Source organism: Paraburkholderia acidisoli (assembly GCF_009789675.1).
GTDB lineage: Bacteria > Pseudomonadota > Gammaproteobacteria > Burkholderiales > Burkholderiaceae > Paraburkholderia > Paraburkholderia acidisoli.
The window spans coordinates 109680-132791 of record NZ_CP046917.1; the positions used below are offsets into that span (position 1 = coordinate 109680).

The 23112-nt window shown below is 60.8% G+C and carries 21 protein-coding genes; 13 read left to right on the forward strand and 8 right to left on the reverse strand.

Annotated features, from left to right (window positions below; translation table 11 throughout):
- Window positions 1-180: 180 nt before the first annotated feature.
- The 4 genes from FAZ98_RS34940 (at window position 181) to FAZ98_RS34955 (ending at window position 4660) form a co-directional block, all read left to right on the forward strand.
- The gene (locus FAZ98_RS34940) at window positions 181-1317 is read left to right on the forward strand and encodes a mandelate racemase/muconate lactonizing enzyme family protein (protein ID WP_158958937.1); all 1137 of its coding nucleotides are present in this window, start codon (window positions 181-183) and stop codon (window positions 1315-1317) included.
- The gene (locus FAZ98_RS34945; RefSeq protein ID WP_158958939.1) at window positions 1314-2546 is read left to right on the forward strand and encodes an MFS transporter; all 1233 of its coding nucleotides are present in this window, start codon (window positions 1314-1316) and stop codon (window positions 2544-2546) included. The genes FAZ98_RS34940 and FAZ98_RS34945 overlap by 4 nt, the downstream gene beginning before the upstream one ends.
- Window positions 2546-3454, forward strand: coding sequence for a LysR family transcriptional regulator (locus FAZ98_RS34950; protein ID WP_158958941.1), 909 nt, complete (start codon window positions 2546-2548; stop codon window positions 3452-3454). Before FAZ98_RS34945 ends, FAZ98_RS34950 begins: the two co-directional genes overlap by 1 nt.
- A gap of 111 nt (window positions 3455-3565) precedes the next feature.
- Entirely contained in the window at window positions 3566-4660 is a 1095-nt protein-coding gene (locus tag FAZ98_RS34955; RefSeq protein ID WP_158958943.1) for a porin, read from the forward strand.
- 202 nt (window positions 4661-4862) lie between these two features.
- Here FAZ98_RS34955 and FAZ98_RS34960 read toward each other — a convergent pair whose 3' ends face one another.
- The 3 genes from FAZ98_RS34960 to FAZ98_RS34970 form a co-directional block, all read right to left on the reverse strand.
- Window positions 4863-5270 (reverse strand): bactofilin family protein, encoded by a 408-nt coding sequence (locus tag FAZ98_RS34960; RefSeq protein ID WP_158958944.1) that lies wholly within the window; start codon window positions 5268-5270, stop codon window positions 4863-4865.
- An 11-nt stretch (window positions 5271-5281) separates the two neighbouring features.
- Entirely contained in the window at window positions 5282-6136 is an 855-nt protein-coding gene (locus tag FAZ98_RS34965; protein ID WP_158958946.1) for a hypothetical protein, read from the reverse strand.
- Window positions 6137-6230: 94 nt separating this feature from the next.
- Window positions 6231-6845 (reverse strand): DUF1845 domain-containing protein, encoded by a 615-nt coding sequence (locus FAZ98_RS34970; RefSeq protein WP_158958948.1) that lies wholly within the window; start codon window positions 6843-6845, stop codon window positions 6231-6233.
- A gap of 649 nt (window positions 6846-7494) precedes the next feature.
- On the opposite strand from FAZ98_RS34970, the gene FAZ98_RS34975 reads away from it, so the two are divergent.
- The 7 genes from FAZ98_RS34975 to FAZ98_RS35005 all read left to right on the forward strand — a co-directional run bounded on the left by FAZ98_RS34975 (window position 7495) and on the right by FAZ98_RS35005 (window position 14569).
- Window positions 7495-7764, forward strand: a complete 270-nt coding sequence (locus FAZ98_RS34975) for a DUF7696 family protein (RefSeq protein ID WP_158958950.1) — start codon at window positions 7495-7497, stop codon at window positions 7762-7764.
- Window positions 7761-9065, forward strand: a complete 1305-nt coding sequence (locus FAZ98_RS34980) for a recombination directionality factor (protein ID WP_158958952.1) — start codon at window positions 7761-7763, stop codon at window positions 9063-9065. Before FAZ98_RS34975 ends, FAZ98_RS34980 begins: the two co-directional genes overlap by 4 nt.
- A 157-nt stretch (window positions 9066-9222) precedes the next feature.
- A complete protein-coding gene (locus tag FAZ98_RS34985) occupies window positions 9223-9717 on the forward strand; it encodes an NADAR family protein (protein ID WP_158958954.1) in 495 nt (164 codons plus the stop codon).
- A 68-nt stretch (window positions 9718-9785) separates the two neighbouring features.
- Window positions 9786-11138 carry a metallophosphoesterase family protein gene (locus tag FAZ98_RS34990; RefSeq protein ID WP_158958956.1) on the forward strand — a complete coding sequence of 451 codons (1353 nt, stop codon included), beginning with the start codon at window positions 9786-9788 and terminating at the stop codon, window positions 11136-11138.
- A 244-nt stretch (window positions 11139-11382) separates the two neighbouring features.
- Window positions 11383-11979 (forward strand): hypothetical protein, encoded by a 597-nt coding sequence (locus tag FAZ98_RS34995; RefSeq protein ID WP_158958958.1) that lies wholly within the window; start codon window positions 11383-11385, stop codon window positions 11977-11979.
- On the forward strand, window positions 11967-14288 hold the full coding sequence (locus tag FAZ98_RS35000; RefSeq protein WP_158958960.1) for an SMC family protein: 2322 nt from the start codon (window positions 11967-11969) through the stop codon (window positions 14286-14288). Before FAZ98_RS34995 ends, FAZ98_RS35000 begins: the two co-directional genes overlap by 13 nt.
- Before the next feature lie 74 nt (window positions 14289-14362).
- Window positions 14363-14569 (forward strand): hypothetical protein, encoded by a 207-nt coding sequence (locus tag FAZ98_RS35005; RefSeq protein WP_158958962.1) that lies wholly within the window; start codon window positions 14363-14365, stop codon window positions 14567-14569.
- Window positions 14570-14976: 407 nt separating this feature from the next.
- Here FAZ98_RS35005 and FAZ98_RS35010 read toward each other — a convergent pair whose 3' ends face one another.
- Entirely contained in the window at window positions 14977-15444 is a 468-nt protein-coding gene (locus FAZ98_RS35010; RefSeq protein ID WP_158958964.1) for a hypothetical protein, read from the reverse strand.
- A gap of 301 nt (window positions 15445-15745) precedes the next feature.
- Entirely contained in the window at window positions 15746-16186 is a 441-nt protein-coding gene (locus FAZ98_RS35015; RefSeq protein ID WP_158958966.1) for an SET domain-containing protein, read from the reverse strand.
- Window positions 16187-16815: 629 nt separating this feature from the next.
- Here FAZ98_RS35015 and FAZ98_RS35020 point away from each other — a divergent pair.
- Window positions 16816-17445: an MEDS domain-containing protein gene (locus FAZ98_RS35020; RefSeq protein ID WP_158958968.1), complete on the forward strand. Its 630-nt coding sequence runs from the start codon at window positions 16816-16818 to the stop codon at window positions 17443-17445.
- A 43-nt stretch (window positions 17446-17488) separates the two neighbouring features.
- Complete coding sequence (locus FAZ98_RS35025) at window positions 17489-19102, forward strand: hybrid sensor histidine kinase/response regulator (RefSeq protein WP_158958970.1); 1614 nt, start codon at window positions 17489-17491, stop codon at window positions 19100-19102.
- Window positions 19103-19159: 57 nt separating this feature from the next.
- Here FAZ98_RS35025 and FAZ98_RS35030 read toward each other — a convergent pair whose 3' ends face one another.
- From FAZ98_RS35030 to FAZ98_RS35040, 3 genes are all read right to left on the reverse strand, one after another.
- Window positions 19160-20491, reverse strand: a complete 1332-nt coding sequence (locus FAZ98_RS35030; RefSeq protein WP_158958972.1) for a phospholipase A — start codon at window positions 20489-20491, stop codon at window positions 19160-19162.
- A gap of 215 nt (window positions 20492-20706) precedes the next feature.
- On the reverse strand, window positions 20707-21240 hold the full coding sequence (locus tag FAZ98_RS35035) for a response regulator (protein ID WP_158958974.1): 534 nt from the start codon (window positions 21238-21240) through the stop codon (window positions 20707-20709).
- 185 nt (window positions 21241-21425) lie between these two features.
- Window positions 21426-22612, reverse strand: a protein-coding gene (locus tag FAZ98_RS35040) for an IS3 family transposase (protein WP_158958977.1) whose coding sequence is annotated in 2 segments (ribosomal slippage) — window positions 21426-22324 and window positions 22324-22612 — 1188 coding nt in all. Because the reading frame shifts where the segments join, the coding sequence is not laid out codon by codon here.
- Between the last annotated feature and the right edge of the window lie 500 nt (window positions 22613-23112).

Sequence of the window (23112 nt, forward strand, 5' to 3'; positions counted from 1 at the left end):
CGGACCGATGCAATTCGGTCGTTCTCATTGATCGCACACTGTTCGTCGACCGCACGGTTGTTGGATCATGTCTCATTCGTCGACTTTTCCGACGATGTACGCCGATAAATACAGCTTGAACCAGCTTTGTCGTAACAGTACATTTCGCGTTAATCAAGAATTCATTAACGCGGAGACGAAGTGAAGATCGTACGCATCACCACCCTTGCGGCCGGGCCGTATCTGTTCACGCGCGTCGAAACCGACGACGGACTCGTCGGTCTGGGCGAAGCCGGGGATTGGGCACATCTCGACGCCGTCAACGCCGAAATCGGCCGGCTCGCACAATATTTCGTTGGCAAAGACCCCCGTCAGGTCGAGCATCACTGGCAATACACGCAACGCTCCACCTTCTTCCGAAGCTCGGTTCTGCTGAGCGCCATCGCCTCCATCGACATCGCGTTGTGGGACCTCAAGGCCAAGGCACTGGGCGTGCCGGTGTACGAGCTTTTCGGCGGCCGCACGCGCGACAGGGTGCGCTCCTACGCCGTCGCGACCGGCGATACGCCTGATGAAATCGCGGCGTCGTGCCGTCACGTGAAGAAACTCGGCTTCGACGCGGTCCGCGTGATTCTGCCCTCGTTCAAGAGCGACACGCTCGCCGCGCGTGATCACGTTTTCAACCGCCGCGTGACTCTTGCCGTCGACAAGGTACTGGCGTGCCGTGACGCCGTCGGGCCCGATTTCGACCTCTGCGTGGAGGCGCATCGTGCGTTTAGCGTGACCGAGGCCATTGCGATCGGCCGCGGCATCGAAGCCGCGCGGCCGTTGTTCTTCGAGGATCCGATCGCGCCTGAAAATATCGATGCGATGGCGACCGTCGTCGCGGCTATCGGCGTGCCGGTCGCAACGGGCGAGCGCGCTGTCTCACTACCCGAATTCCAGGCACTGCTCAACGCGGGGGTCGCGGTGCTGCGTCCCGACGTCTGCGCAGTGGGCGGCCTCACGCCGGCACGGAAAGCGGCCGTGCTTGCCGAAGCAGCGGGTGCCCTCATCGCACCACACAATCCGCTCGGCCCGGTTTCGACAGCGGCGTGTCTGCAACTCGATCTGTCGTCGTCGGCGTTCCTGATCCAGGAGTTTCCGAGCTTTAACATCGAGGGCCGCGAAGACTCGATGGTCGCGACTGCGTTAGAGGTCGAGGCTGGCTATCTGATCGCGCCCGAGGCGCCCGGCATCGGCGTGACGCTTGCGGCGAACATCGAAACACGCCACCCGGCGGCGCCGCGCACGCTTACACCGGCGATCGGCTACGACGGCTCGGTGGTGGCGCGATGAACGCCGAAGACTCGATGCGCCGCAACTGGTGGATCATCGCGCTGATCTTCGTGCAGTGGGTGATAGGCTATTTCGATAAGACGGCGATCAGCGTGCTCGCCGTGCCGATTGCCAAGGCGTTTCACTTCACGCCCACGCAAATGGGCGCGGTATTGAGCGGCTTTTTCCTTGGGTTCGCGGCCATGACGCCCATCGGCGGCTATCTCGCCGATCGTTTCGGACCGCGTCTGGTGCTCGGCACGGTGATGTCGCTTTGGTCGATCTTCACGGGCATGACGGGGCTCGCGTGGTCGCTCTCTTCGCTTGTGGTGTTTCGTGCGTTGTTCGGACTCGCGGAAGGCAGCTTTCCAGCGGCAAGTTCGGCCGCCGTCGCCCATCTCGTGCCGCGAGAGCAACGCGGCCGCGCGAAAGCGTTGCTCACCTCGGGCGCCTCGCTCGGCACGGCGATTGGCTCGATTGCCGTGGCGGCAGTCGCGTCGCGCTGGGGCTGGCAGTCGCCTTTCGTACTATTTGGCGCGCTCGGCGTGGTCAATACGCTGCTGTTCCTGCTGATCTCGCGCTCCATGCGTCGTGCGTCAGACACTGCCTCGTCGACAGTGGTCGGCGAAGGCCGCTGGTCGATTGTGCTGCGCTCGCCGCTCGCGTGGGTGCTGGCCGCAACGCAGTTCGGCGTGGGTTTCTTTGCGTGGGGCTTGTTCCAGTGGATGCCGACTTACTGGATTCAGGTGAAGGGGTTGAGCTTGTCCAGCGCAAGTCTGATCACCGCCGCGTCGACGATGCTGGCATTCTTCGCGATGATCGGCACCGGTATGGTGTCAGATAAAATCAACGGCAAAGAAGGCAAATTCGTCTTCGTCTTGCTGCTGGTGACAATCGCTGCGACCAGCCTCACGTGGTACGTCTCGCAGGTCACCTGGGGCATCGTCTTCTTCAGCATCGCGCAAATTGCGCTGTCGAGCTGCGCGCCTTTACTTGCCATCGTGGTGCTCAAACGGATGAAAACGTCGCTGGCCGGTACGGCAACGGGCATGACCAATTTCGGCCAGCAGCTGGCCGGCGTCATAGCACCGACTGTCATGGGCTTTGCCATCGAAACCACGGGCGGCCCGTACGGCATGGTATTTACGTTGGTGATGGCCGTGCTGGCGCTGGCCGCGTGCGCTAGTCTGATGATTGATCGCGTTGCGCCTGAAGGCATCCGGGCGGGTGCGCAGCACAAGGAAGCGTGATGGCGCTCGGCTACAGTCTCAAGCAACTCGAAGCTTTCGCGGCTGTCGCAGCGCTGGGCAGCTTCACGGCAGCGGCGGAAAAGCTCAACATGTCGCGTGCCGCGCTGTCGGCAACTATCGATGCGCTTGAGGAGTCGTTGGGCACGCGGCTCTTCAATCGCAAGCGTTCGATCGGCATTTCGCTAACCTCGACCGGGCAGGAGTTCTTGCTCGGCGCCAACTCGCTGCTCAATGACGCGCGGCGTCTCGCGCGTACTGTGAAAGCCAGCGACGATCTGCAAGGGGAGCTGACTGTCGGCGCAACCGCATCGCTCGCGTCCACCGCTGTGCCCGTATTTATCGAGCAACTTGCGAAACAACATCCGCGCCTCAGCGTGCGCGTGATCGTGCGCGGCGCCGACGAACTGCTCTCGCTGCTCGAAGTTGGCGGTGTCGAATTACTGTTCTCCTACGTGAGCTCGACGGCCGCGCGCAAACTCGAAACCATACGTCTGTTTTCCGCGCGCCTCGGCGTGATGGCGCCGCGCGGACGATACAAGGCGACCAGCGGCAGGCTCAATGCGCGCAAGCTGATCGGCCAGCCGATCGCGGTGCTCGACAACGCCGTGAGTTTACAGCGTCTCTTCGCATATCTGGAAGAGGCGAAAGCTGCTGATATTGCGATCCGGTACCGCGTGGGCGCCCTCCCCATTTGTACCGAGCTCGTGCGGCGCGGTGTCGCGACGGCCATCGTGCCGATTTTGCCCGCACTGCTCAACCAGCTTCCCGCGGATATCGAATGCTTCGAGCTGGAGCCACCTTCGTTGCCGAATGTAGCGACTGTCACATGGCCTGCAGGTACATCACTGAGTCCAGCGGCAGATGCCTCCGTTGCGATTCTGCGAGCGCTGTGGCACGAAGCCGATTGAATTTTCTATGAGATTGCCAGTGGAGAAAGTAAATCTCGTTAATTAGTTAGCATAACGAAGTAAAAATCGAAAATGAAGCGATCAATCTACATCGCTTAAAAGACAAAAACAATGGAGACGACTGCCTTGAAGCGCTTATATCGTTCATTATTTCTCGCAATTCTGATTATTTCTTTACCGGTGCGCAGCTTTGCTCAATCGTCGGTGACATTATTCGGCTCAGTTGACGATGGCATTACCTATGTCAACAACGTAGGGGGTAAATCGCTGGTTGGGCTCAGTGACGGCATCCAGCGGTCCAACAAGCTCGGCTTTCAAGGCACGGAAGATCTTGGCGGTGGCACCAAGGCAATTTTCACGCTAGTCAACGGTTTCTCGCTTAACAACGGCACGACTTCGCCCAGCGGATCAATGTTCAAGGAGGCATGGGCCGGATTGTCGAATACCACTTACGGTTCGCTAACGCTCGGCCGTCAATACGATCTGATGTCTGACCTGGTGAAGTACTTCGCGTGTCTTGAATGCGGTGCGTACGTTGTCACGAACACGGACGCGGACCACTCAAACGGCGACTACATGTCGAATGTGGTGAAGTACCGCACGCCGGGCGATCATGAGTTAGGTGCTGCCGCCATGTATGCTTTCGGCTCGCGGGACTCGGGTTATACAGCATCGGGCCGCACCATTGGCCTCGAAGGGAGCTACGCGCATGGACCTTTTGCCGCAACGCTGGTCTATCTCGACATCAACGGCATGCCGTTCAGCGCAAGCACAATGGGCGTGCCCACAGTGCTGGGTGTGAACGTTGCGAAAACACCGTCGTTCGATTTAACGAACGACCAGATCTTTGCCGCAGGGGTGTCGTACAAGATTGGCAAAGCAACGATCGATGCACTGTATTCGAACGCACGCCTGAAGTTGAGCAGCGTAGCGGCAACCGACCAGGCGGCGCGCCTTGGTGCAACCTACCTGGTCCGTCCTGACGCCTTGGTGTCGTTTATGGAAACTTTCGAGCATTTCGAAGGACAGAGCTGGTGGACGACCAGTTCCGGATTCAGCTACTTCTTTTCAAAGGCTACGCGCGCCTATCTCGATGTGGAATATCAGAAGTCGTCAGATGCAGCGGTGGCTTCCATTCGCAGGATTGGTCCGTCATCGGCCCAAACGCAGTTGCTCTTGCGCGTGGGACTGATCCACACGTTTTGAAGACGAGGGAGGGCAAGTTGCCAGCTCGTCGGGCGAGAGAGTTGGCGCTTCCTTTCAAGACATTTCATCAGAGAGAAGCGTGGAGAGTATGGGTGTGGACACCGCCCGCTATTTCGATGTAGTCGCTACGGGCGCTAGCAGCTGGATCGCCCCATCCGTTGGAAGCACGCGCTGGGCAGTCACCCAGGGCGAGGTGGACGCCTCATATTGCGAGTGTTCGCGGCAACTGTTGCACATTAGATGTGTCGTCCGCTCTCGATGCCGTGTCCTCGATGACCAGCTCCCGGGAGACGCGCTTGAGTTGGCCCTCGAGCGAAGCGGAAGGGCCAAGGCGGATCGTGCCGCAGTAGTAAATGTTCCCTTTGACACGTCCGTTGACTTCGAGCGATCCCCGCGCGTGCAGGTCGCCTTCGACCGTGCCATCGATACGCACGTGCTCGCCTTCTACCTGCCCCTTCACGAGGCCGCCCTGGCCGATGTGCAGCAAGCCCTCGTTCGCAATCAGGTTGCCGTCTACGATACCGAACAGGCTTAGGCCATGATCGAGAATAACGTTGCCTTCGATCATGATCCCCGGCGCGAGTAGCGTTACATTAAGCTGGGTTCTCATTCGCTTCTGCCTCAGAAAAGTTGGACGTCGCCGCCGCGGGTCGCGGGGGCGAGGGGTTTCATCTGGACTGTCTTGCCGTCGGCGGTGGATTGCTGCTGCCCATGCCCGGTGGACAGGCTGCGATGCACCGTGTGACGGGCGAGCTGAGTCGCGGGGGCCGGGGATAGCGAGCCGGATGCGACTCTTGCCGGCGCGTCCGGCACTGCGCTACGGTTACCCGTCGCTGTCGCATGCGGATCCGCTGCCGCCGACGTCGCAGCCGACGCCGATGCGGGTTGTGACACGGTGAGTGTGCCCGGGCGCTCGACGCTGTGCTGACGGATCGGGGAAGCCGCGGCGCGCTGCTCATCGGTAGCGGCAACGGTAGCCGTCGGTGTCGGGCCGGCGCGGGAAGAGGAAGTCGATGCGAGCGTTGCTGGATGATGCGTCAGTTCAGACGGATCAACCGCGGTCAGTCCGCTGGCGCGTGCAGAGGATCGCTCAAAGTCGCCCTGGGTCAACGCGTCGGCATCGCTTGCGGGGCTTACGCTGGCCGGGCCGGGCGGCACGGTTGATGCCGCGGGTCCGGCCGCACCCGCGTGTTGAGGTTGAATGTGAGGGGCGCTGCGCGTCGAGGCGTAGAGCTTTGCCGCCCCCATGCCGATGGCCGCACAGACAACGGTGCCTCCAATCACCATCAGCGCGCTGCGCCCCATTTTCCCTCGCGCGTCCCAGACTCGCCGGACTCCGGACGGGCGAAGCGCGGCATCGTGTGCGAGTAGCAACGGGACAGGGCGCGAGCGGACCTGCGCTTCGAGTTCAATGGTGACGGGCACACGCGCATAGCGCGCGTGCAGATCCTGGATTTCGCGGAGATCGATCTCCATGCGTGTTCTCCTCACGGTTTATAGGGACGAGCGTATCCGGCCAGCAACGAAGTCAAGCTGGCGAACATGATGGGCGTGGCGGACGTATCGGTATTCAGCCGTCGTGGCGGTCGCCACCGACGTCGTATTCTTCGTTGTCTGGAATGCACACCTGAACGATGTGCTTGAGTTTTTTCTCGGCGTTCGCGAGCATCGCCGCAGTACGCTCAGGGCTAAGTCGTCCCTCGCGATTCGCCTCGGCCGCACGCTTGAACAGTCGCTCGTACTGGGACAGGCAACGGACGAGCTGGCCAGCGAGAGGACGTTTCACCTCCAGCCCGATGCTTTCGGACGGCCAGGGCATCTGGCGTGCTCCAAGCTGCTCCACCCAGTCGATGGCCTTCCGGAACCATTCACTGGTTTCACGCATGGCAGCGTCGAGAGCGTGCAGTTTGCCTCCGCGCGCAACCGAAATCTTGCTCGCACAGAAGTTGTAGTCAGACCGCACAAACGTGCGCGTGAAGAGGGAGCAATACTGGAGCGTCGTCAGGTGCTCCGCTTCGGCGATGATCTTCGCGTAGCGCGTGTCGCTCGTCAGACGCTCGATGGGCTTGAGCCCCGTGCCCGACGGCACTGCGGTGAGGTTGGCGGGCGCCTCGGGCGTCCCGCCATGCGCCGGCCCGCCGGGACGATCGTCCGGCAGCGGCGCCGTTTCAAGTACGGCGGCCATGATGGGTTTTCGGTGTGGTCTCTCTCGGATGCCATTGTCAACGGTATTCGTCTGACGAGAATGGGCAAAAGCTGCACGATATCGGCCATCATTCCGGGCGCCGCAGGGGCTTTTTTCGCTGATACTGACTTCATTGCCCGCGTCTCCTGACGCATCGACCTCGACTCCGTAGCCCGGAGTCCGTCTACTGCCCCAAGCCATGCCCTCGCGGCATGCTCCGACCAGCTGGCCCTGGTGTGGAATCTCTCTTGTGCTGAGCGTCTCGCCACGCGCTCCCCTTCAGTCAGTCGTGATACTCGTTGCCGGTCGCATTCATTTGCGCCGCGACATCGTTCGAGCCCCGGTCATTCGGGTGTTCTCTCTCAAGGCGCCAGCCTGGGCAGAGCGATCGAAGTGGACTGACCCGTGATCCTGCGGCGAAAACTCGATGTTTTCGAAAAAGGGCTGTCCTGCGCGACGTGATCATGTCGCGCCGGGAACGACTTTCCGTTCCCCGCTATGAGCCCAACGGCTCCCTGTGCGCCACGTCCCCGAAAGGGACGTGGCGTGCGGGTCATCTTCATCCGGTTCCAGAAAACGCGTTCCTCCCCAGCGAGGTGCGCGTTTTTTTTCGTCCTGTGTTTTTTCATTCCTTTCCCGGAGGCGCCCCATGCTTCTCTCCAGTTCCGTTGACCAGCGCATCGCCGACACGATCAGCAGCACGATCGAAAGCGAGCGCGCCACAAACGACACCACGACGCGCGCCTGGCGCGCGCGCTGTGAGGTCGCGCAGATCGCAATGCTCGCCGACGGCGAGCGTCGTGTCGTTCTTTCCCACATCGCCACGCACCGCGGAGAGGCCGCAGCATCGAACCTGGCGCAGTCGGCCAGCCAGATGCGCACCTCGGCGATTTTTATCCTTGCGAGAAAACCATCATGAACGCTGTCATCAGCATGAACGGTGCGCCCGTGCGGAGCATCGTCGAGGAGCGCGCCCCGCGGCCGCCCGTCATCGGGCGTATCCGGCCCGGCATCAAGGTGCTCACGTCGGTCGCGCGCAGGAACGAACGCGCCGTGAAGCTGTACGACGAACTGCTTGCCGCCGGCGAGTCGTTCGAGCGGATCGGCGAGGAGATCGAGCGGCGCTGCAACGTTCGCAACGCGCTCGCGCCACGCAACGTGCCGTATTTCACCTGCCGGCGTTCCGATTTCACGAATCCCGAAATCGCCGACGAAATCCTCCGCCTCTACGGTGAAGATCGCGGTGACGGGCTCCGGCTTTACCGTTTCCCGGTCACGTTTGCCTTCAACGACTGGATGGCCAACATCCCGAACGAGATGGCGACGTGGGGCACGACCGGACGCAAGTATTTTTCGGAATACGGCCCGGACGGCACCCGCTTCTGCAAGCTGTATGCGAAGCCCGAGCGCGACCCGCGGGCGCAACGCGCCCAACGCAACTTTGGCCCCCGCCAGAGCGTGCTGCGCGTGGACGATGCGATACCCGATGGCGTCTGCAATCCCGAGCGGTGTCCGCAGTACCAGTCGCGGCAGTGCAATCTCTCCGCACGCTTCGTTTTTGCGGTACCGGAGATCAGGGGGCTGGGACTCATCGAGCTGCCGACCAACTCGATCTACGTGCTGCAGAAGGCGTATTCGGCGATGCAGACCGTTGCGCTTGCGCGCGGCCGGCTCACCGGCACGCGTTTCACGCTCTCCAAGCGCGAGTTCGAGATCACGCGGATCAACGAAACGGGCGATCCGGTACGGCAGGCGCAGATGCTTACTGTGCTCAATGCAGAGATCGATATCAGCGCACTGCTTGACGGCGCAGACGATCATCCCCCGGCGCTGGAGGCAGCAACTCAGGCGTCGGCACTGCTGGAGGGCAGCAACGTTCACACGCTGCATCCGGCCATGTCCGGATGCGTTGAAGAGGCGGTGTATCAAGGTGTGAGCGATTCACATGCCGAAGACGCAGGGTGTGAGCCCATGCCACATGAGGAAACGCTCGAAGAAAAGCGCGACCGAATGTCCGATCTGCTCAACCGCCTCGGCCTGAACGCAGCGACGCGACAGCAGGATTTCCGCTGTTATGCGCATGCGAAGTTCGGTCGCGGCTGGACGCAGCGTGCGGCCGACGTTGACAGCATGAACATCACACTTGCCACCGCACTCGACGATCACACCCTGCTTGAGGGCGAGATTGCGAAAGCGGTGCGGGACGCCGTGTTCGAATGACCCGTGCCGGCCCCTTCTGGGGCCGGCGCTGACTCCCCCGTCTCCAGCACGAGAGCCTTTCAGCAAGTCACCTTGCTAAAACGCTTTCGACCGCGCTTGTGCGTATCGAAATCCGTCCGCCTTTACGGCGGTCCATCCCCTCGAAAGGAGTCGTCCGATGCAAAGGATCGGCAACTACACCGCGTTTTTCGGCGCGGACGACGTGTTCAGCAACTGGCACCGCTGCAAGTTTGCTTACCACGGTTACGCGTTCACCTCGGTAGAACAGTTCATGATGTTCGCGAAGGCGAAGCTCTTTTGCGACGAAGCGTCCGCGCGCGCTGTGCTGGCAACGCACGATCCACGTGCGCAAAAGGCGCTGGGCCGCAAGGTCGCCGGTTTCGATCTCGCAATCTGGGAAGCGCGGCGGGAATCCATCGTTTTCGTTGGCTGCCGTGAGAAGTTCGCACAGAACCGTGCGCTGCGATCGGTATTGCTGGCTTCCGATCCTACCGTGCTGGTCGAGGCCAGTCCCTGGGACCTGATCTGGGGCGTCGGACTTGACGCGAAAGATCCGGCAATCGCCGACCCGGCGAAATGGAGAGGCCATAACCTGCTCGGCAAGACGCTGATGCAGGTGCGCGAATTACTGAACCCGCAATCGTATTTCTAGCGCCGCCTCTGCGGCGAATCCACTTAGAGCTGCCTTCGGGCGGCCATTTTCGTTTACGGAGGTAAATCTTGAAGATTGCCCATTTTTCTGACCTGCATTACTCGCCCGAACGGCTGGACGAAGCGGATCATTGTTTCGGCTTTGCCGTCGAGGACGCGATCGCACGCAACGCGCGCGTGGCCGTCATCTCGGGGGATTCGACTGATCATCGTCTCGATGCACATTCACCGGCGCTCAATGCACTCGCGCGCCGGGTCCACCGGCTCGCTGCCGCGATGCCGGTCATCATGCTGCAGGGCACGTTCTCGCACGAGCCGCCCGGCACGCTCGATAACTTCGCGCTGATGGGGTCTGCGAATACGGTGTTTGTTGCCGATCGCATTCAGCAGGTGGCGTTTGCGAACGGCGGCTTTCTCGCGTCGGCGGGCCCGGTGTTCAGCGAAAAGGAACTGGCGCTCGTTATCGCCATGCGATCCGATGCGGTATTCACCTGTCTGCCAACGATCAACAAGGGGCAGTTCGCGGCAAGCGTTGGCGCGCTCGCTGCGGCCACCGATCTTGGTGACGTGCTGGGTACGTATCTGGCCGCATCCGGCACGGTGAACGCGCAGTTGCGTGAGGCAGGCATCGCGACCGTGGGCATTTCGCACGGCACGGTGGTGGGTTGTGAGACGGAGCACGGCGTGACGATGGCGGGATTCGATCATGAATTCTCGCTCTCGGCACTCTTCGACGCGCAGTGCTCGGCATTCCTGCTTGGCCATATCCACAAACATCAATCGTGGGAGAGCGATGGGCGTCGCATTGCCTATCCCGGTTCGATCGGCCGTTTTCATTTCGGTGAGCAGGGAGAGAAAGGTTACCTTCTATGGGACGTGGATACCCAGTCGGCCTCGGCCGAACTGGTGGCCACACCTGCACGCCGCATGGTGTGCATCGACTTCGACGGCCCGCCCGACATGGAGCGGCTTGCCACGCTCGCCGCGGCATCGGGCGACGCGTTTGTTCGCATCCGCTGGCAGATCGACGAGGAGCATCGGCAGGCTGTGGATCGCGGGGCCATTGAGGCGATGTTTGCCCATGCGCCTGGCGTGAAGCTTGAACCTCGCATCCTTCCGGTCGTACGCAGCCGCGCGCAGGGCATCAGTCTGGAAACGTCGGTCGAGGCGAAGCTTGTGCGTTGGTGCGGTCTGGCCAGTGTCGAATCACCGCCACTGCTTCAACGCCTGCAGATGCTCGAAACAGGCGATGCCGGATCGATCGCCGACGCGGTGCTGGACGAGCTTGAGGGAGCGACCGAGGCTGTGGCGCTGTCACTGGTGCAGACTGCGGCCACCGATGTCGAGGCGTGCTCAAAGCCATCGCTGGCGGTTGCAGCAGCCAGTACCGACTGGCTCGAAGGCGATCTTTTCGCGGCGTAGCCAACACGCCGCCATCACGTGAGCGGGGCCCCTACGGCCCGCTCACGCGAGGAACACTGCCGTGTTCCGGAAGTGCGTTCAGAGCTTGGATTGTTCGGCCCGCGAGCGCACTGCCGGAACAAGGTTCACCCCGCGCCCCTGGCGCATCGATCGCAGCACGCACTGCATCCATTTTCTTTTGACCCTGACGGGGAGCGATCTCCCGACGGGGGAGCACCCCGTCCTTTCTATCCGGAGTGTATCCATGTTTGGTCTTTATCCCGCTGGTCCCGACTGGGTCCGGCATTTCAATGCAACGTTGTCCGCAGTCGACATCCAGCAGCTTCTCGTGAAGCATGCCGGTTTCACCGCGGCGCTTTTTCATCAACCCTACGGTCCCGCGCGCGGCGCCGTTGTTGCGGTCCGCCACGGCTTCGTTGTGATGGTCCATGAACGCGATGCCGACGAGCTCGAACTCGTCGTCGCGCCGGACGTCGAGATGACGAACCTGCTCTGGTCGCACAGCCACGGCTATGCGAGTCAGTGGTCGGCTCGTGAGATCAAGGCGCTGACCGGTTGCGAAAACTGGGAGCAGCTTCTCAAGGTGGCAGGGACGCGCTTCTCGGCGGCCTGCACGGCGCTGGAGCGTGCAATTGACGGCACCATTGTGCCGCCGACGCCTGCGCAACCCGTCGAGCCGGTAGAGTCGGTGACGGCCGTTGCTGTCGCGCCCATTGACCGGATCGTCTCATCGTCGTTTCCCGACGATGACGATGTGCCATGGTTGCCCTCGGACTACCTGCACGATGTTCCGGCCGGTCTGCCGGGCATGACGGACGTGGGCCTGCCATGCGACCACTGACCCTCACGCTCGAAGGCTTTCACGGCGTGCGGGACGGCATGCGTCGCGAGAGCGTCACGCTCGATCTCGAGTCGCTGCCCGTTGGCCTGATTGCCCTCAAGGGGAAGAACGGCGCGGGCAAGTCGACGCTGATGGACAACCTGCATCCGTACCGGATCATGCCCTCGCACGCCGCGAAGCTCTCCGTCGACGCCTTCTCGTACTGGGACCACGTGAGTGGTCCTCATGCGCAGAAGATCCTCGAATGGGACCACGCAAACGTGCGATACCGCTCGACCTTCGCCTTCCGCAAACCCGGCAAGACCAACAAGGCGGAATATTTCCTTGCGTGGCGTGATAGCGCCGGTCTCTGGCAACCTTTCACGGCGCCCGATGGTACGCGATCAGACGGGAAGGCGGACACCTACGACCGCTGCGTCGAGTCGGTGTGCGGTTCGCTCGAATCGTTTTTTACGAGTGTGTTTTCCGCGCAGAACCGGCGACCGCTTGCCTCCTATAACGCCAGCGAGATCAAGTCGCTGTTTGCAGAGCTGCTTCACATCGATCACCTGCGGGCGTTGTCGGCGAAAGCCGGCGAGGTCGCAAAGGTGCTTGGTGGCAAGCTTGATGCGATTCAGCGCGAACTCGCTGCCCTGAGCCAGAAGCGGGAAGCGCTGACGGCGACGGAGCGCGCGATCGCAACGGATATCGAGTCAATTGCGGCTGCACGGCGCGAGCGCGAGGGCCTTCTGGCCACCGCGCAGACGCTTACGCAGCAGCGGGCCACGCTGGCAGCGAAGCAGGCGGAATCGGCCACGGTCGAGGCACGCCTTCGTGAGCTGGAGAAGCAGCGTGGCGAGATCAATGCATCGCTCTCGCGCGTGGCTTCGCAGGCCGCTGAGCTTCTCAGGCATCTCGATGAACGGCGCGCAGTACTTGGAAAGAGTGTTGTCACGCACGAAGCCACGCTCTCGCAACGCGCAAGGATCGAAGGCGCCCAGGCGCAGTGCGATCAGGCCCGGTTGATCATTGGTCGCGAAGAGGCGCGGATTCAGGCACTTCAGAACGACATCGCACAGCTGGAGCCGCAGCAGACTGTCCTGACTGACGCGAGTGCCGCGCTGCAAGGCGTGCACGAGCAGGGGCAGACGAAAGCGGCCTTGCTGGCGACGTTGCAGCAGCAGGCAGCCGTGATCGATCAGGTGCCGTGTACGGGTCATGCCATGCACGCGTCCTGTCCGTTGCTTGCCCAGGCGCGCGAGGCGTCGTCCAGAGCGGCCGAACAGCGCATTTCCATCGAGCAGCTTCGCACGAACTACCGTGAGCGCAAGGCGGTCGTGGAAACGCTGACGCCCGTCGTGGCCGGGCTTGCGCCCAGGCGCGTCGCGTTGAAGGAGGCGGCAGACGCGTTGTCAAAAGCGCGTTGCGATCTGCAGACAGCAACGACACTTGCAGCGCGCAAGCCGCTTCTCGAGGCGGCCGCGGTAGCGCTGTCGGAGGCGCGGACGGAGCTGGCGGGCGTCGACGCACAACGCTCGAAGGTCACAGAGCATCGTGACGCCGAGACGAAGCGTCTGGAAAGTGCCTTGCAGGATATCCAGACGGAAGTCTCGCGACTTTCGGCACTCGATGTCTCGGCCGCCATCGCAGGTCTGGATCGGCAGATGGTCGCGAACCGCGAGGCCAGTGCTGCGCTCGACGCACGTATCGAGGCATTGATCCGTCAGCATGCGACGCGCGAAACACAGCGCGACGCCATGACGACGGAACTTGCTGGTTTCGATGCGACCCGTTCGCGGGCTGACCTGCTGTCCGGGGAGGTCGCGCACTGGAAGCTGCTCGCGAAGGGCCTTGGGAATGATGGTCTGGTTGCGCTGACCATCGACGACGCAGGCCCGGCATTGACGCAGACGGTCAATGACCTGCTGCTTGCGTGCTATGGACCGCGTTTCACGGTCGAGATCCGCACGCAGCGTGAGCTTGCAAATGGTGACCTGCGCGAAGGTTTCGAGATCCTCGTCCACGATGCCGACAACGACAGCACCAAGGCGGTATCGGTGATGTCGGGCGGCCAGAAGGTCTGGATCAACGAATGCCTTACGCGCGGGATTGCGCTGTATCTCGCACGCCATGCCGGTCAGCCGTACGGGACCCTGTTCAGCGACGAGTCCGATGGACCGCTCGACCCTGAACGCAAGGCGCAGTTCATGAAGATGAAGCGCGAAGTCCTCCGCCAGGGCGGCTACGAACGTGAATTCTTCATTTCGCAGACACCGGACCTCCTGCTCGAAGCCGATGCGGTTATCGACGTCGAGGCAATGGCTGGTTGATTTTTCCTTTTTAACCCTTGCGGGGAGCGATCCCCGCAAGGGTCGCTCTCCGTTTTCTCGCTGGAGAGCAATCAATGTTTCAGACGCATCCTTCTGTTGTCCGCTCGACCGCGCATGCGGTGCGCGCGGCCATGCCTCGTTGTGGTCGTGAGCATGAATACACGCTCAACGGCTCGCGCCTGCGCGATGTACTGGTCGACGGCCGCTGGATAACGGTGAACGTCAGCGCGCCGCCGGCACTGCACATCGCAACGTGGAGCATTCAGCGCCGCCGTACCTAGGCGGTCTTCTTCCATACCGGCTAACGCCGGACACGTTGATCAGATGACGACTCGTCCCCCGAGGCATGGGGTAAGGGTCGTCGTCGATCGTGTAAACAGCCATTTCAGGAGGTACAGATGCGACGGCAGATCGTTATCGCAACTGTCGCGGCGTCGATCATCGCCGCGGCTTGTCTCTGCGCGATGTCTGCTTATGCTGACACGTCCGATCTTTGCGACATGTCGCCGGCGCGCGGTCTCACGACGCCAAGGATTTGAATCGTATGCGGCGGTCAACGTGGTTCTGGTTCGACCGTCCTGCAATGAAGAAGCCCGCGACATCAACGACGTCGCGGGCTTTATTTTTTGCGCTTACCAGGCCGGCATGCAGCCCCATTCAAAGAGCGACCACCAGACCGGCACGCTTATCAGCCCAGTGCGGCCGCTACCTCGTCGGACAACGCAGCGGCCGTTGCGTGCACAGTATCGACGCGCACCCGCCCCGCAACAAGATTTGCCTGGTTGATTTCGATGCGCTCCACGTGCTGGCCACTGCGGGTCGGATGTGGTGTGGCCTTGTACCGGTTGCCACGCTCAAGATAGTCGTGAATGTCCGGCTGCATCTGGTACTCGAACGAACCGGAGTCGTCGGTTGCGACAAGCCGCAGCGCGCCCAGGGGAAGGCCGCGGAGGTCACCGTCGAGCACACGGTTGACCACCTGGTCTCGCGCGCTGGCCACGGCGACGGGACTGGAAAACGCGGGGTCCGTTTGTCGCAGCTCGATGATGGCCAGCCACGGTTCTCGTGCGGTAAACACGACGCGGTATTCCATGGTGCTCGGACGGCTCGCTTCGCCCGAATAGACGATGGAGGAGAAAGGACTTCGGTAAGGCATTGAACGCTCCCTGGGGATTACCGTCACATCGACGGCAATTCCAGGCTACAGAGCGCAAATCAAAGTCAAGGCATGTGCTGTTTCAAATGCACAGATCCCTCCGAAGCATTTCGTGCAACTAACCGTCTGATTCGTATAACTCCACAAAAAAACCGCGCCGTCAAAAAAGGGGGCGACCACTCAAAAAGATTGCCGTCAAAGCTGGTCGGGCAAGTTTCGATCCAGCGTGCTTTGGAGCGACTGGTGGCTGCAAGTCAGTCCGGCGTCACATGCGATCAGACTCCTCCCCGCGCGGAGCGACTCAAGTTGACGAGCCGAGCATCGTTCCTCGACATCGACGTGTGCCGCAAAGGCATCGATATGCGGCCACTGCTTTTTTTGATCTGGTTTTCGGCAGTTCCAGTGCATAGTCGATCAGTAGCTCTTCCCCCGGCTTGATCGCACGGCTCGCTTCAAAGAAGACCCGGCCGTCTTCCTCGACCGCCTCGCAATTTGCAGCGCAGGCGTGATTGAACCACCGGGCGCTATTGCCCCCACGTGCGCCGTCGATAACCCGACCGTCGGTGAGGCCGAACAGAAACGTATGTTCGTCATCAGTTCTTTGAGCACAGTAGCGCGCCGCTTCGGACCACGAGGTCACCATTCCCTTGTATTCGACGATCCGCTCGCCGGCAAACATCGGGCGAAGTGCAAAGACGCCTTTGCCGTGAATCGTCGACCGCCGGACAACAAATCGCTTCATCCTATTGGGTTGGGTGTATGGAGGGAAGGCGAGTATAGCGTGCGCCTCGTCCACTTCGATGACACTGTTTTAGCGGGGACATCGCTCCCGAAACGCGCCGCTTAGCGACGAAGCTTAATAGGTCTAAACGCGTCTGACCGAAGTCTGTCGAACGACTCATGTAGTCGCGAAAAATTGCAGCAAGGGCCGAGACAGTTCTGTCTTGCGCTCGCTCGGCTGAGTCCATAGCCAAGAGCGGTCGTCCAAACGACGGCTTTCTGGGATACTCGAATGTCTCCAAATGGCCCGGATTTTGCCGGACGTGACAGGCGGCAGCCGACCCATCTCGGCCCTTCGATTACAACTTCGCTAATGACCGTTTCTCTACGAAATCCGGTCATCGGCCTTGTCCACCAAAACGCCTCTTAAAAGAGAAGGTCTGCCCGGCCGCTAGAGCAGCGACCCTGAAGGGGCGGCGCACCGCGTAAATATGGCCCCATTTAAATGTAAGAGTATGAAGATCCGATCGCACCCCTGCCTTCAAACTTCAGTGTTTACATGCGCAATGCAATAAAATGAGGCCGGCAACGCCACCGTTGTAAAAGCCGCCAAGGTTTGCCCCGCGCGGCGAATCCCCAGCCGAGATCGATATGGACAACCCGATTACCATTGCCGGCACCCTGATGGATGCCTATCACGTCTGCGCGTTTTTCGACAGCCGCGACCAGGAATACGATGCCCTGATTCCTTACTACCGCCAGGCCATCGAAAATGCGGAGAAGAATTTTCATATCGTCGATCCCGCGCATGTTGAAGACCATCGTGAACGGCTCGAAGCAGGCGGCATCGACACGCAGCATTGCGAAGCGTGCGGGCAACTCGAAGTCGTCACCTGGCCGCAGGCTTATCTCGGCGAAGACGGCAAATTCGACAAGGACCGCATGCTCGGCATGGTGGAACGTTTGACCGGTACCGGCCGCGACATGGGATTTTCACGACTGCGCATCATGGGCAACATGGACTGGGCGTTCGAAGATTTCGAAACCGCACCCGAACTGATCACCTATGAAGCCGAGGTGAACGAGATCATCGAGCGCAACCGTCAGCCGGCCGTGTGCGTTTACGACATGGCCAAACTGTCCGGCGCCATGCTAATGGATGTACTGCGGACCCATCCGCTCACGCTTATCAACGGCATCGTGCAGGAAAATCCGTTCTTCATTCCGCCATCGGAAATGCTGAAAGAACTCGAGGCGCGAAAATCGCGAGCCAGCGCGTGACGCCTCGCCTTGTACCCGTGCACACCATGCTAGGTAGCGGTCAATGAACACCGATCTCTCGGACGGGGAAAGCCTCGAGCGTGCGCTCCGTGACCTGCTCGGGTTGCTCGGCTTGCCGGCGTTGTGGATGGGACGCGACGGCAACGCGATCGTGGAGTCGATGTCGCAGGCCATTGAGCGAATCGTTTCGCTCGACGTTTGCTACGTCGATGTGCCGTGGTTGCCCGGCGCGCCGTCCATCGTACAAATGCGGGTACGAGGCGAGAGTTTGGCTCCAGAGCTACGCGACGGGTGGCTAACTGCCATCGATGCGTGGCGCGGCTTGCCCATCCGCACGCGGGGCAGCGAATGCGACACGCCGATCGGGCGAATGAGCATGATCCGCCTGAGCATGGGATTCAGTTCGGGGCAAGGCAGCATCTGGTTCGGTTCGATGACGCCGGGATTTCCCGGCGTCAACCAGATGGCGATTCTGCGGGCGGCGGCATCCCAGGCGGCGTCCGGCATCATGGTTGCGCGTGCCGCCTACGAACGCGAAGAGGCAAACCGGGCCAAGGACGAGTTCCTCGCCATGCTGGGGCACGAATTGCGCAATCCGCTCGCGCCTATCTCGACTGCGCTGGCAATGATCCGGCGAGAGAACGGCAACACCGCGGATGGCTATCACCAGATCCTGGAGCGGCAGGTCGGCCATCTGTCGCGTCTCGTGGAGGATCTGCTCGACGTCAGCCGCATCACGCGCGGGAAGATCGAGCTGCATCGTGAGGGATTGCGGATCGGCTTGATCATCACGCGTGCGATCGAGTCTGCGAGTCCGCTCATGGAGCAGCGCAACCAGCGCCTTTCCGTCGCCATGTCGGACGACGGAGCGCAGATTTTTGGCGATCTGACGCGCCTGACCCAAGCCTTCAGCAATCTGCTGAACAATGCAGCGAAGTACACGGATGTCGGCGGCTATATCCGCGTAAAGGCGGAAACCAGCGCCAGTCACGTGGTCGTTTCGATCAGCGACAACGGCGCCGGTATCAGCGCCGAACTGATGCCAAGACTCTTCAGGATTTTCGAGCAGGGCAGTACGACGATCGAGCGGGCCAAGGGCGGACTTGGTATCGGGCTGGCGCTCGTCAAGAGTCTGGTCGAGTTGCACGGCGGCTCGATCACGGCATGCAGCGACGGACCGGGAACAGGATCGACATTCACGGTCACGCTCCCGCATGCGAGCCGCGCGGAGCTGGAAAGCGTTCCGGCTCCCCGGCTACCGGACGCGAACGTCCTTTCGGGGCAATCGGGCACGCGTGTCTTGCTGGTCGACGACAATGTCGATGGGCTCCTTTCGATGGAGGCATTTCTCACCGACGTCGGTTTCAAGGTGGCGACGGCAGCGGACCCTATCGAGGCGCTGGATCTGGCCGAGCAATTCAGGCCCGAGATTGCCGTGTTGGACATCGGGCTGCCGGGCATGAGCGGCTATGAACTGGCGAACGCGCTTCGCAGACAGCCCGTGCACGCGGAACTGCGCTTGTTTGCCTTGAGTGGCTACGGCATGGCCGAAGACCTCAAGCTTTCCAGCGCGGCGGGTTTCGAACGGCACTTCGTCAAGCCGATGGCGTTGCCGGAACTGGTCGACGCATTGAACGGGAAAGACGCGCCACGTTAATTCGTTGCGATGCATCGACCGGTACGCCGGAGAAAGGCTAGCGAGTAGTGCCGCGATTCAACGCGCGATGCTGTAGCCGATACGTGCAATCCAATGCTGGCGCTGATTGTAGTCGAGTAGATCTTCGCCATATCCGTTGAAGTAACCGACCCAGAGATAACCGCCCCACTTGCTGCCGAGCAGGCGGGCGAGAGGATAGGTCAACTGGGTATCGACGCTTCCATACCAGTGATGAGTGCCCTTGCGCAGTGTGGTGGCGAGCTGCCATCCGTCGGGGCTGCCGTATTTGATCAGCAAATCCATATAACCGCGGTAGTCGGCAATATCCTCATTTCCGGATTTGGTGAGGTAGTAATACAGCTTCGGGGAAACCGTCGTGTGATAGCCGGTCACGTCGCCGAATTCCCAGGTGGGACGCACGAAAACCGTGTTGATGCCGCGCGATTCCGGTCCGGCCTGGCCGTTCGACTCGTGGCCAATGCCAGCGGAAATTCCCATCCGCGAAAACAACGCGCTTTTCCAGCCGGTGTCCGGAATGTAGTAGAACAACTGCGGCATGTAACTCGTGTCGCGGAAGGGCGCGGAAGTCGCGCTCAGATCCCAGATCGAGTTTTGCGTATAAGCGAAATACAGGTTGTCGAGAAAGCGCTTCGAGCGCGGATCGTCGGGCATCATCAGCCGATATTTAAAGCTGAACTGAAAGCGCGCAGTCGTATCGCCGTTCGTGCCCACGCCGACATACATCGGTTCGTAGTACGAAAGGCGTGCCAGCGTGCTGCGGCCAATCGTCGATAACGAATCCGCGGCGGGTGCAACTGCGATGTCCTTGTCGGTGGCCGCAATGGCCGCGACCTGGGCGCGCGACGTCGCCTTGCTTTCGGCGCGCTCGGTACTCGCGACCGCGTCCTGATTCGGCCCGCGATTGAGCACGACGAGCGACGGCGAGGCATCGAAGCCCACTGGGTCGATGCGGACTGCGCCGCGCGCGCTGTCGGGCCATGGCGCGCGGAAATGGACCTTGCGGAATTCTCCCGGCCGCAGTGTCAGATGGTCAGGCAGGCTGGGTTCACGTGGCAGTTCGAGCGGCGCCGGAGCGGCATCGCCGTTCGTCAGCGTCACCCGCAACGTGGCGGGCAGCGTGACGGTGAGCGGTCGCGAATCATCGTCCGTGACGAGCAGTGTGAGTTCGAGCGGCTCGTTGGCGGCCGCTTCACGCGCTGGCTGCAGCAACGCCATGCTCGCGTGGGCGGGCAAGGTGATTGCCACACCCGTCACGGTCGCGAACAAGCGTACAGCATGATTCAAATTCTTGAATTGGTACGAAGCCCCGCTGTTGGCACGTGACGGGTAGGGACGGAAACGCAGACAGGCTGGAGAATTGAAGCTCATACGTGGTGGCACGTTGCTCGCGTGATAGAAGAATAGAAACCTCCTATACCACGGCCAGTTTAGTTGTGCTTCCGGGCGATCTGTTTGCCGGTTTTTACTTGTTTTTCTTGCCTAGGGACATTGCGTAAGGTATGCCCGAATTCATCAGATCGACAACGGCCCCGCATTGAGAAGATATCAAATCTTGAACAGTCGATGGCGAATGGGCTTGCGCATCATTCGCCGCCCGGTTCGGTACTCAAAAACGACCTGATTAAATCAGTAAGTTGGCCACCATCTTCGCCTTTAACAAAAACGGCGTCGAAGTGCTCAAGCGAGCCCATCACCAGTAGTTCATCCAGGCTGTGCCCGGTTGTAGCGATGATGCCGGCGTCCGCGGTTGTCGGCATGCCTCTCAGCACCGACGCCACGGCGAATCCATCGTGTTCGTTCAACTCGATATCGAGGACGAAAACATGCGGCGTCCATCCCCGCAGAAGTTCAACAGCCTCTATGCCGGACGTTACGGCGCGAACTTCGAATCCGTCGAGCCGCAGCAAGGCCGACATCGCTTCGCGGGAGCCCGGTGAGTCATCGACAACAAGCATACGCGGAACTGCATCCGTCACGGATACGGTTCGTTCGCGCAGACGGTAAGAGCGGTGCAACGCTTTTGCACCGGTGTTGAGCGTACGTAATTCTCCACTTCTGGATGCTTCCATTGTCGGCAACCGAGGAAAGGTTTCCGTGCCTTCAACGAGTTCGGACACCGATGCTATCCGATTTCCTGTCTACGTGGATGGAAGACGCCTGGATGGCCCTCAACCCGCAAGATCCGAAGGCGCGTTCCGTTGCTGTTCCATAAGGTACGAAACATGCTGTGGCTTGAGCCTTGCCCGCTTCTGGCAAGCTATCAGGCGGATGCTGACCCTGCCTCGTTTCCACGTACAGCAGATCATGCTGCGATCAACGAGGCCTCGTAGTCGACAGGGGTAAGAAATCCTATCGAGGTGTGCAGACGCTCTCGATTGTAGTAGCCCTCGATCCAGTCGACGATATCCAGACGAGCCTGCGCCCGAGTTTCGTAGTGGACCTCATAGATTCTCTCGACTTTCAGGGTCTTGAAGAAGCTTTCCATAGGGGCGTTGTCCCACGCGTTTGCACGACGGCTCATAGAGATCGTTGCCTTGAATCCAGCAGCCAGCTTTTGGTATGCCCGGCTTGCATACTGGGCTCCTCTGTCGGAATGTAACAGCAGCCCCGGCGCCGATTTGCGTTGCCAGCACGCGCTGCGCAGTGCCTGGCAAACAAGCTCGGCGTCAATGCGTTCGGACATTGACCAGCCCACTACGCGTCGGCTCGCCAGATCGAGTATTGCTGCGAGATACAGCCAGCCTTCGCCGGTCCTGACAAACGTGATGTCGCTAACCCAGGCACGATCAGGCTGCCAGCCGTTGAAACGACGATCGAGCAGGTTCGGCGCTACAGGCAGGCTGTGCGCCGAGTCCGTCGTGACCCGATAGGCACGCCTGTAAACTGGGCGCAAGTCCTGACGTCGCAAGCTACGTCGCACACGCTCTTCGCTCGCCGCACGACCTTGGGCTCGCAATTGACGCACGATGCGGGAGCGGCCATATGTGCCACGATGTTTGCGGTGGATCGCCGCGACTTCCACATCCAAAGCCGCATTCGCTTGCGCCCTCGCGCTGGGCGGACGAACGCGCCACTGGCAATATCCGCTGCGTGAGACGCCCAGAATCTGGCATAGCCGCGTGATGCTGTACTGGTCGCGGTGATCGTCGATCCAGGCGTACTTCACCGCGACCCCTTCGCGAAGTACGCCGTCGCTTTTGAGAGAATTTCAATGTCCAGTTTCGCGCTGGCGAGTTCCTTGCGCAGCCGGCTGTTCTCTGCCTCCAGCTCGCTGATCGGGCGCGTAACACGTGCAGCGCTCACATCACGACCACTCGTCTCGATGCCGCCTTCGGAACTGCGGCTGCGCCGACTCCAATTCCCTAACGTCGCCACTGGCACCCCGAGCCTGCGCGCCGCTTCATGCTGCCCGGCTGTTTCGGCAAGCCTGATGGCCTCAACCTTGAACTCGTTCGTGTATTGCCTTTTCGGCACTGACTTCTCTGACATGCAATCCTCCGTACAAACAGGAAATTAACAAAATTCCTGCTGTACGTGAAATCGAGGCATGGTCACACCGGATCTGGTGTGTAAGACGGACGGAAAAGCTGTTTCAACTGGCGCATTCAATGATCGACTAATCGACGAATGGTCGATTGAGTTTTCGGCAACGGTCGTGCAAATTCCGCCGCTACGACGCGTAGCATTTCCCAGAGCTTTGCCGCGCGCATGATCGTTGACGACCTGTCGTATTGTCCATTACGGACAGAAACGGATGTAGACAAAACTTATCTGTCAACGGAACATGACTTGTTCCAATCCAGTTGCCTGATGCTATCGCTGTCGGGCGCTCGCCCATCGGAAGGCTCCTCTGCCTGTGCGTTTCGTGCGCGAGTGTAGCGGCAGAAGTCGCCGATGACGGGGTCAAGGATCGACGGAGAACGAAGCGTTGTGCCTCGGTAATTATTCCGTGACGATTTGAAGGCGTTTAATTGTGACGAGGTCTTACC

Bases quoted from the DNA above. Each gene is read 5' to 3' on its own strand.
- FAZ98_RS35020 (WP_158958968.1), top strand. From the start codon at position 16,816: ATGGACAACCCGATTACCATTGCCGGCACCCTGATGGATGCCTATCAC.
- FAZ98_RS35015 (WP_158958966.1), bottom strand. From the start codon at position 16,186: ATGAAGCGATTTGTTGTCCGGCGGTCGACGATTCACGGCAAAGGCGTC.
- FAZ98_RS34970 (WP_158958948.1), bottom strand. From the start codon at position 6,845: ATGGCCGCCGTACTTGAAACGGCGCCGCTGCCGGACGATCGTCCCGGC.
- FAZ98_RS34960 (WP_158958944.1), bottom strand. From the start codon at position 5,270: ATGAGAACCCAGCTTAATGTAACGCTACTCGCGCCGGGGATCATGATC.
- FAZ98_RS34995 (WP_158958958.1), top strand. From the start codon at position 11,383: ATGTTTGGTCTTTATCCCGCTGGTCCCGACTGGGTCCGGCATTTCAAT.
- FAZ98_RS34980 (WP_158958952.1), top strand. From the start codon at position 7,761: ATGAACGCTGTCATCAGCATGAACGGTGCGCCCGTGCGGAGCATCGTC.
- FAZ98_RS35025 (WP_158958970.1), top strand. From the start codon at position 17,489: ATGAACACCGATCTCTCGGACGGGGAAAGCCTCGAGCGTGCGCTCCGT.
- FAZ98_RS34975 (WP_158958950.1), top strand. From the start codon at position 7,495: ATGCTTCTCTCCAGTTCCGTTGACCAGCGCATCGCCGACACGATCAGC.
- FAZ98_RS34950 (WP_158958941.1), top strand. From the start codon at position 2,546: ATGGCGCTCGGCTACAGTCTCAAGCAACTCGAAGCTTTCGCGGCTGTC.
- FAZ98_RS35005 (WP_158958962.1), top strand. From the start codon at position 14,363: ATGTTTCAGACGCATCCTTCTGTTGTCCGCTCGACCGCGCATGCGGTG.
- FAZ98_RS34985 (WP_158958954.1), top strand. From the start codon at position 9,223: ATGCAAAGGATCGGCAACTACACCGCGTTTTTCGGCGCGGACGACGTG.
- FAZ98_RS34965 (WP_158958946.1), bottom strand. From the start codon at position 6,136: ATGGAGATCGATCTCCGCGAAATCCAGGATCTGCACGCGCGCTATGCG.
- FAZ98_RS35010 (WP_158958964.1), bottom strand. From the start codon at position 15,444: ATGCCTTACCGAAGTCCTTTCTCCTCCATCGTCTATTCGGGCGAAGCG.
- FAZ98_RS34945 (WP_158958939.1), top strand. From the start codon at position 1,314: ATGAACGCCGAAGACTCGATGCGCCGCAACTGGTGGATCATCGCGCTG.
- FAZ98_RS35000 (WP_158958960.1), top strand. From the start codon at position 11,967: ATGCGACCACTGACCCTCACGCTCGAAGGCTTTCACGGCGTGCGGGAC.
- FAZ98_RS35030 (WP_158958972.1), bottom strand. From the start codon at position 20,491: ATGAGCTTCAATTCTCCAGCCTGTCTGCGTTTCCGTCCCTACCCGTCA.
- FAZ98_RS34955 (WP_158958943.1), top strand. From the start codon at position 3,566: ATGGAGACGACTGCCTTGAAGCGCTTATATCGTTCATTATTTCTCGCA.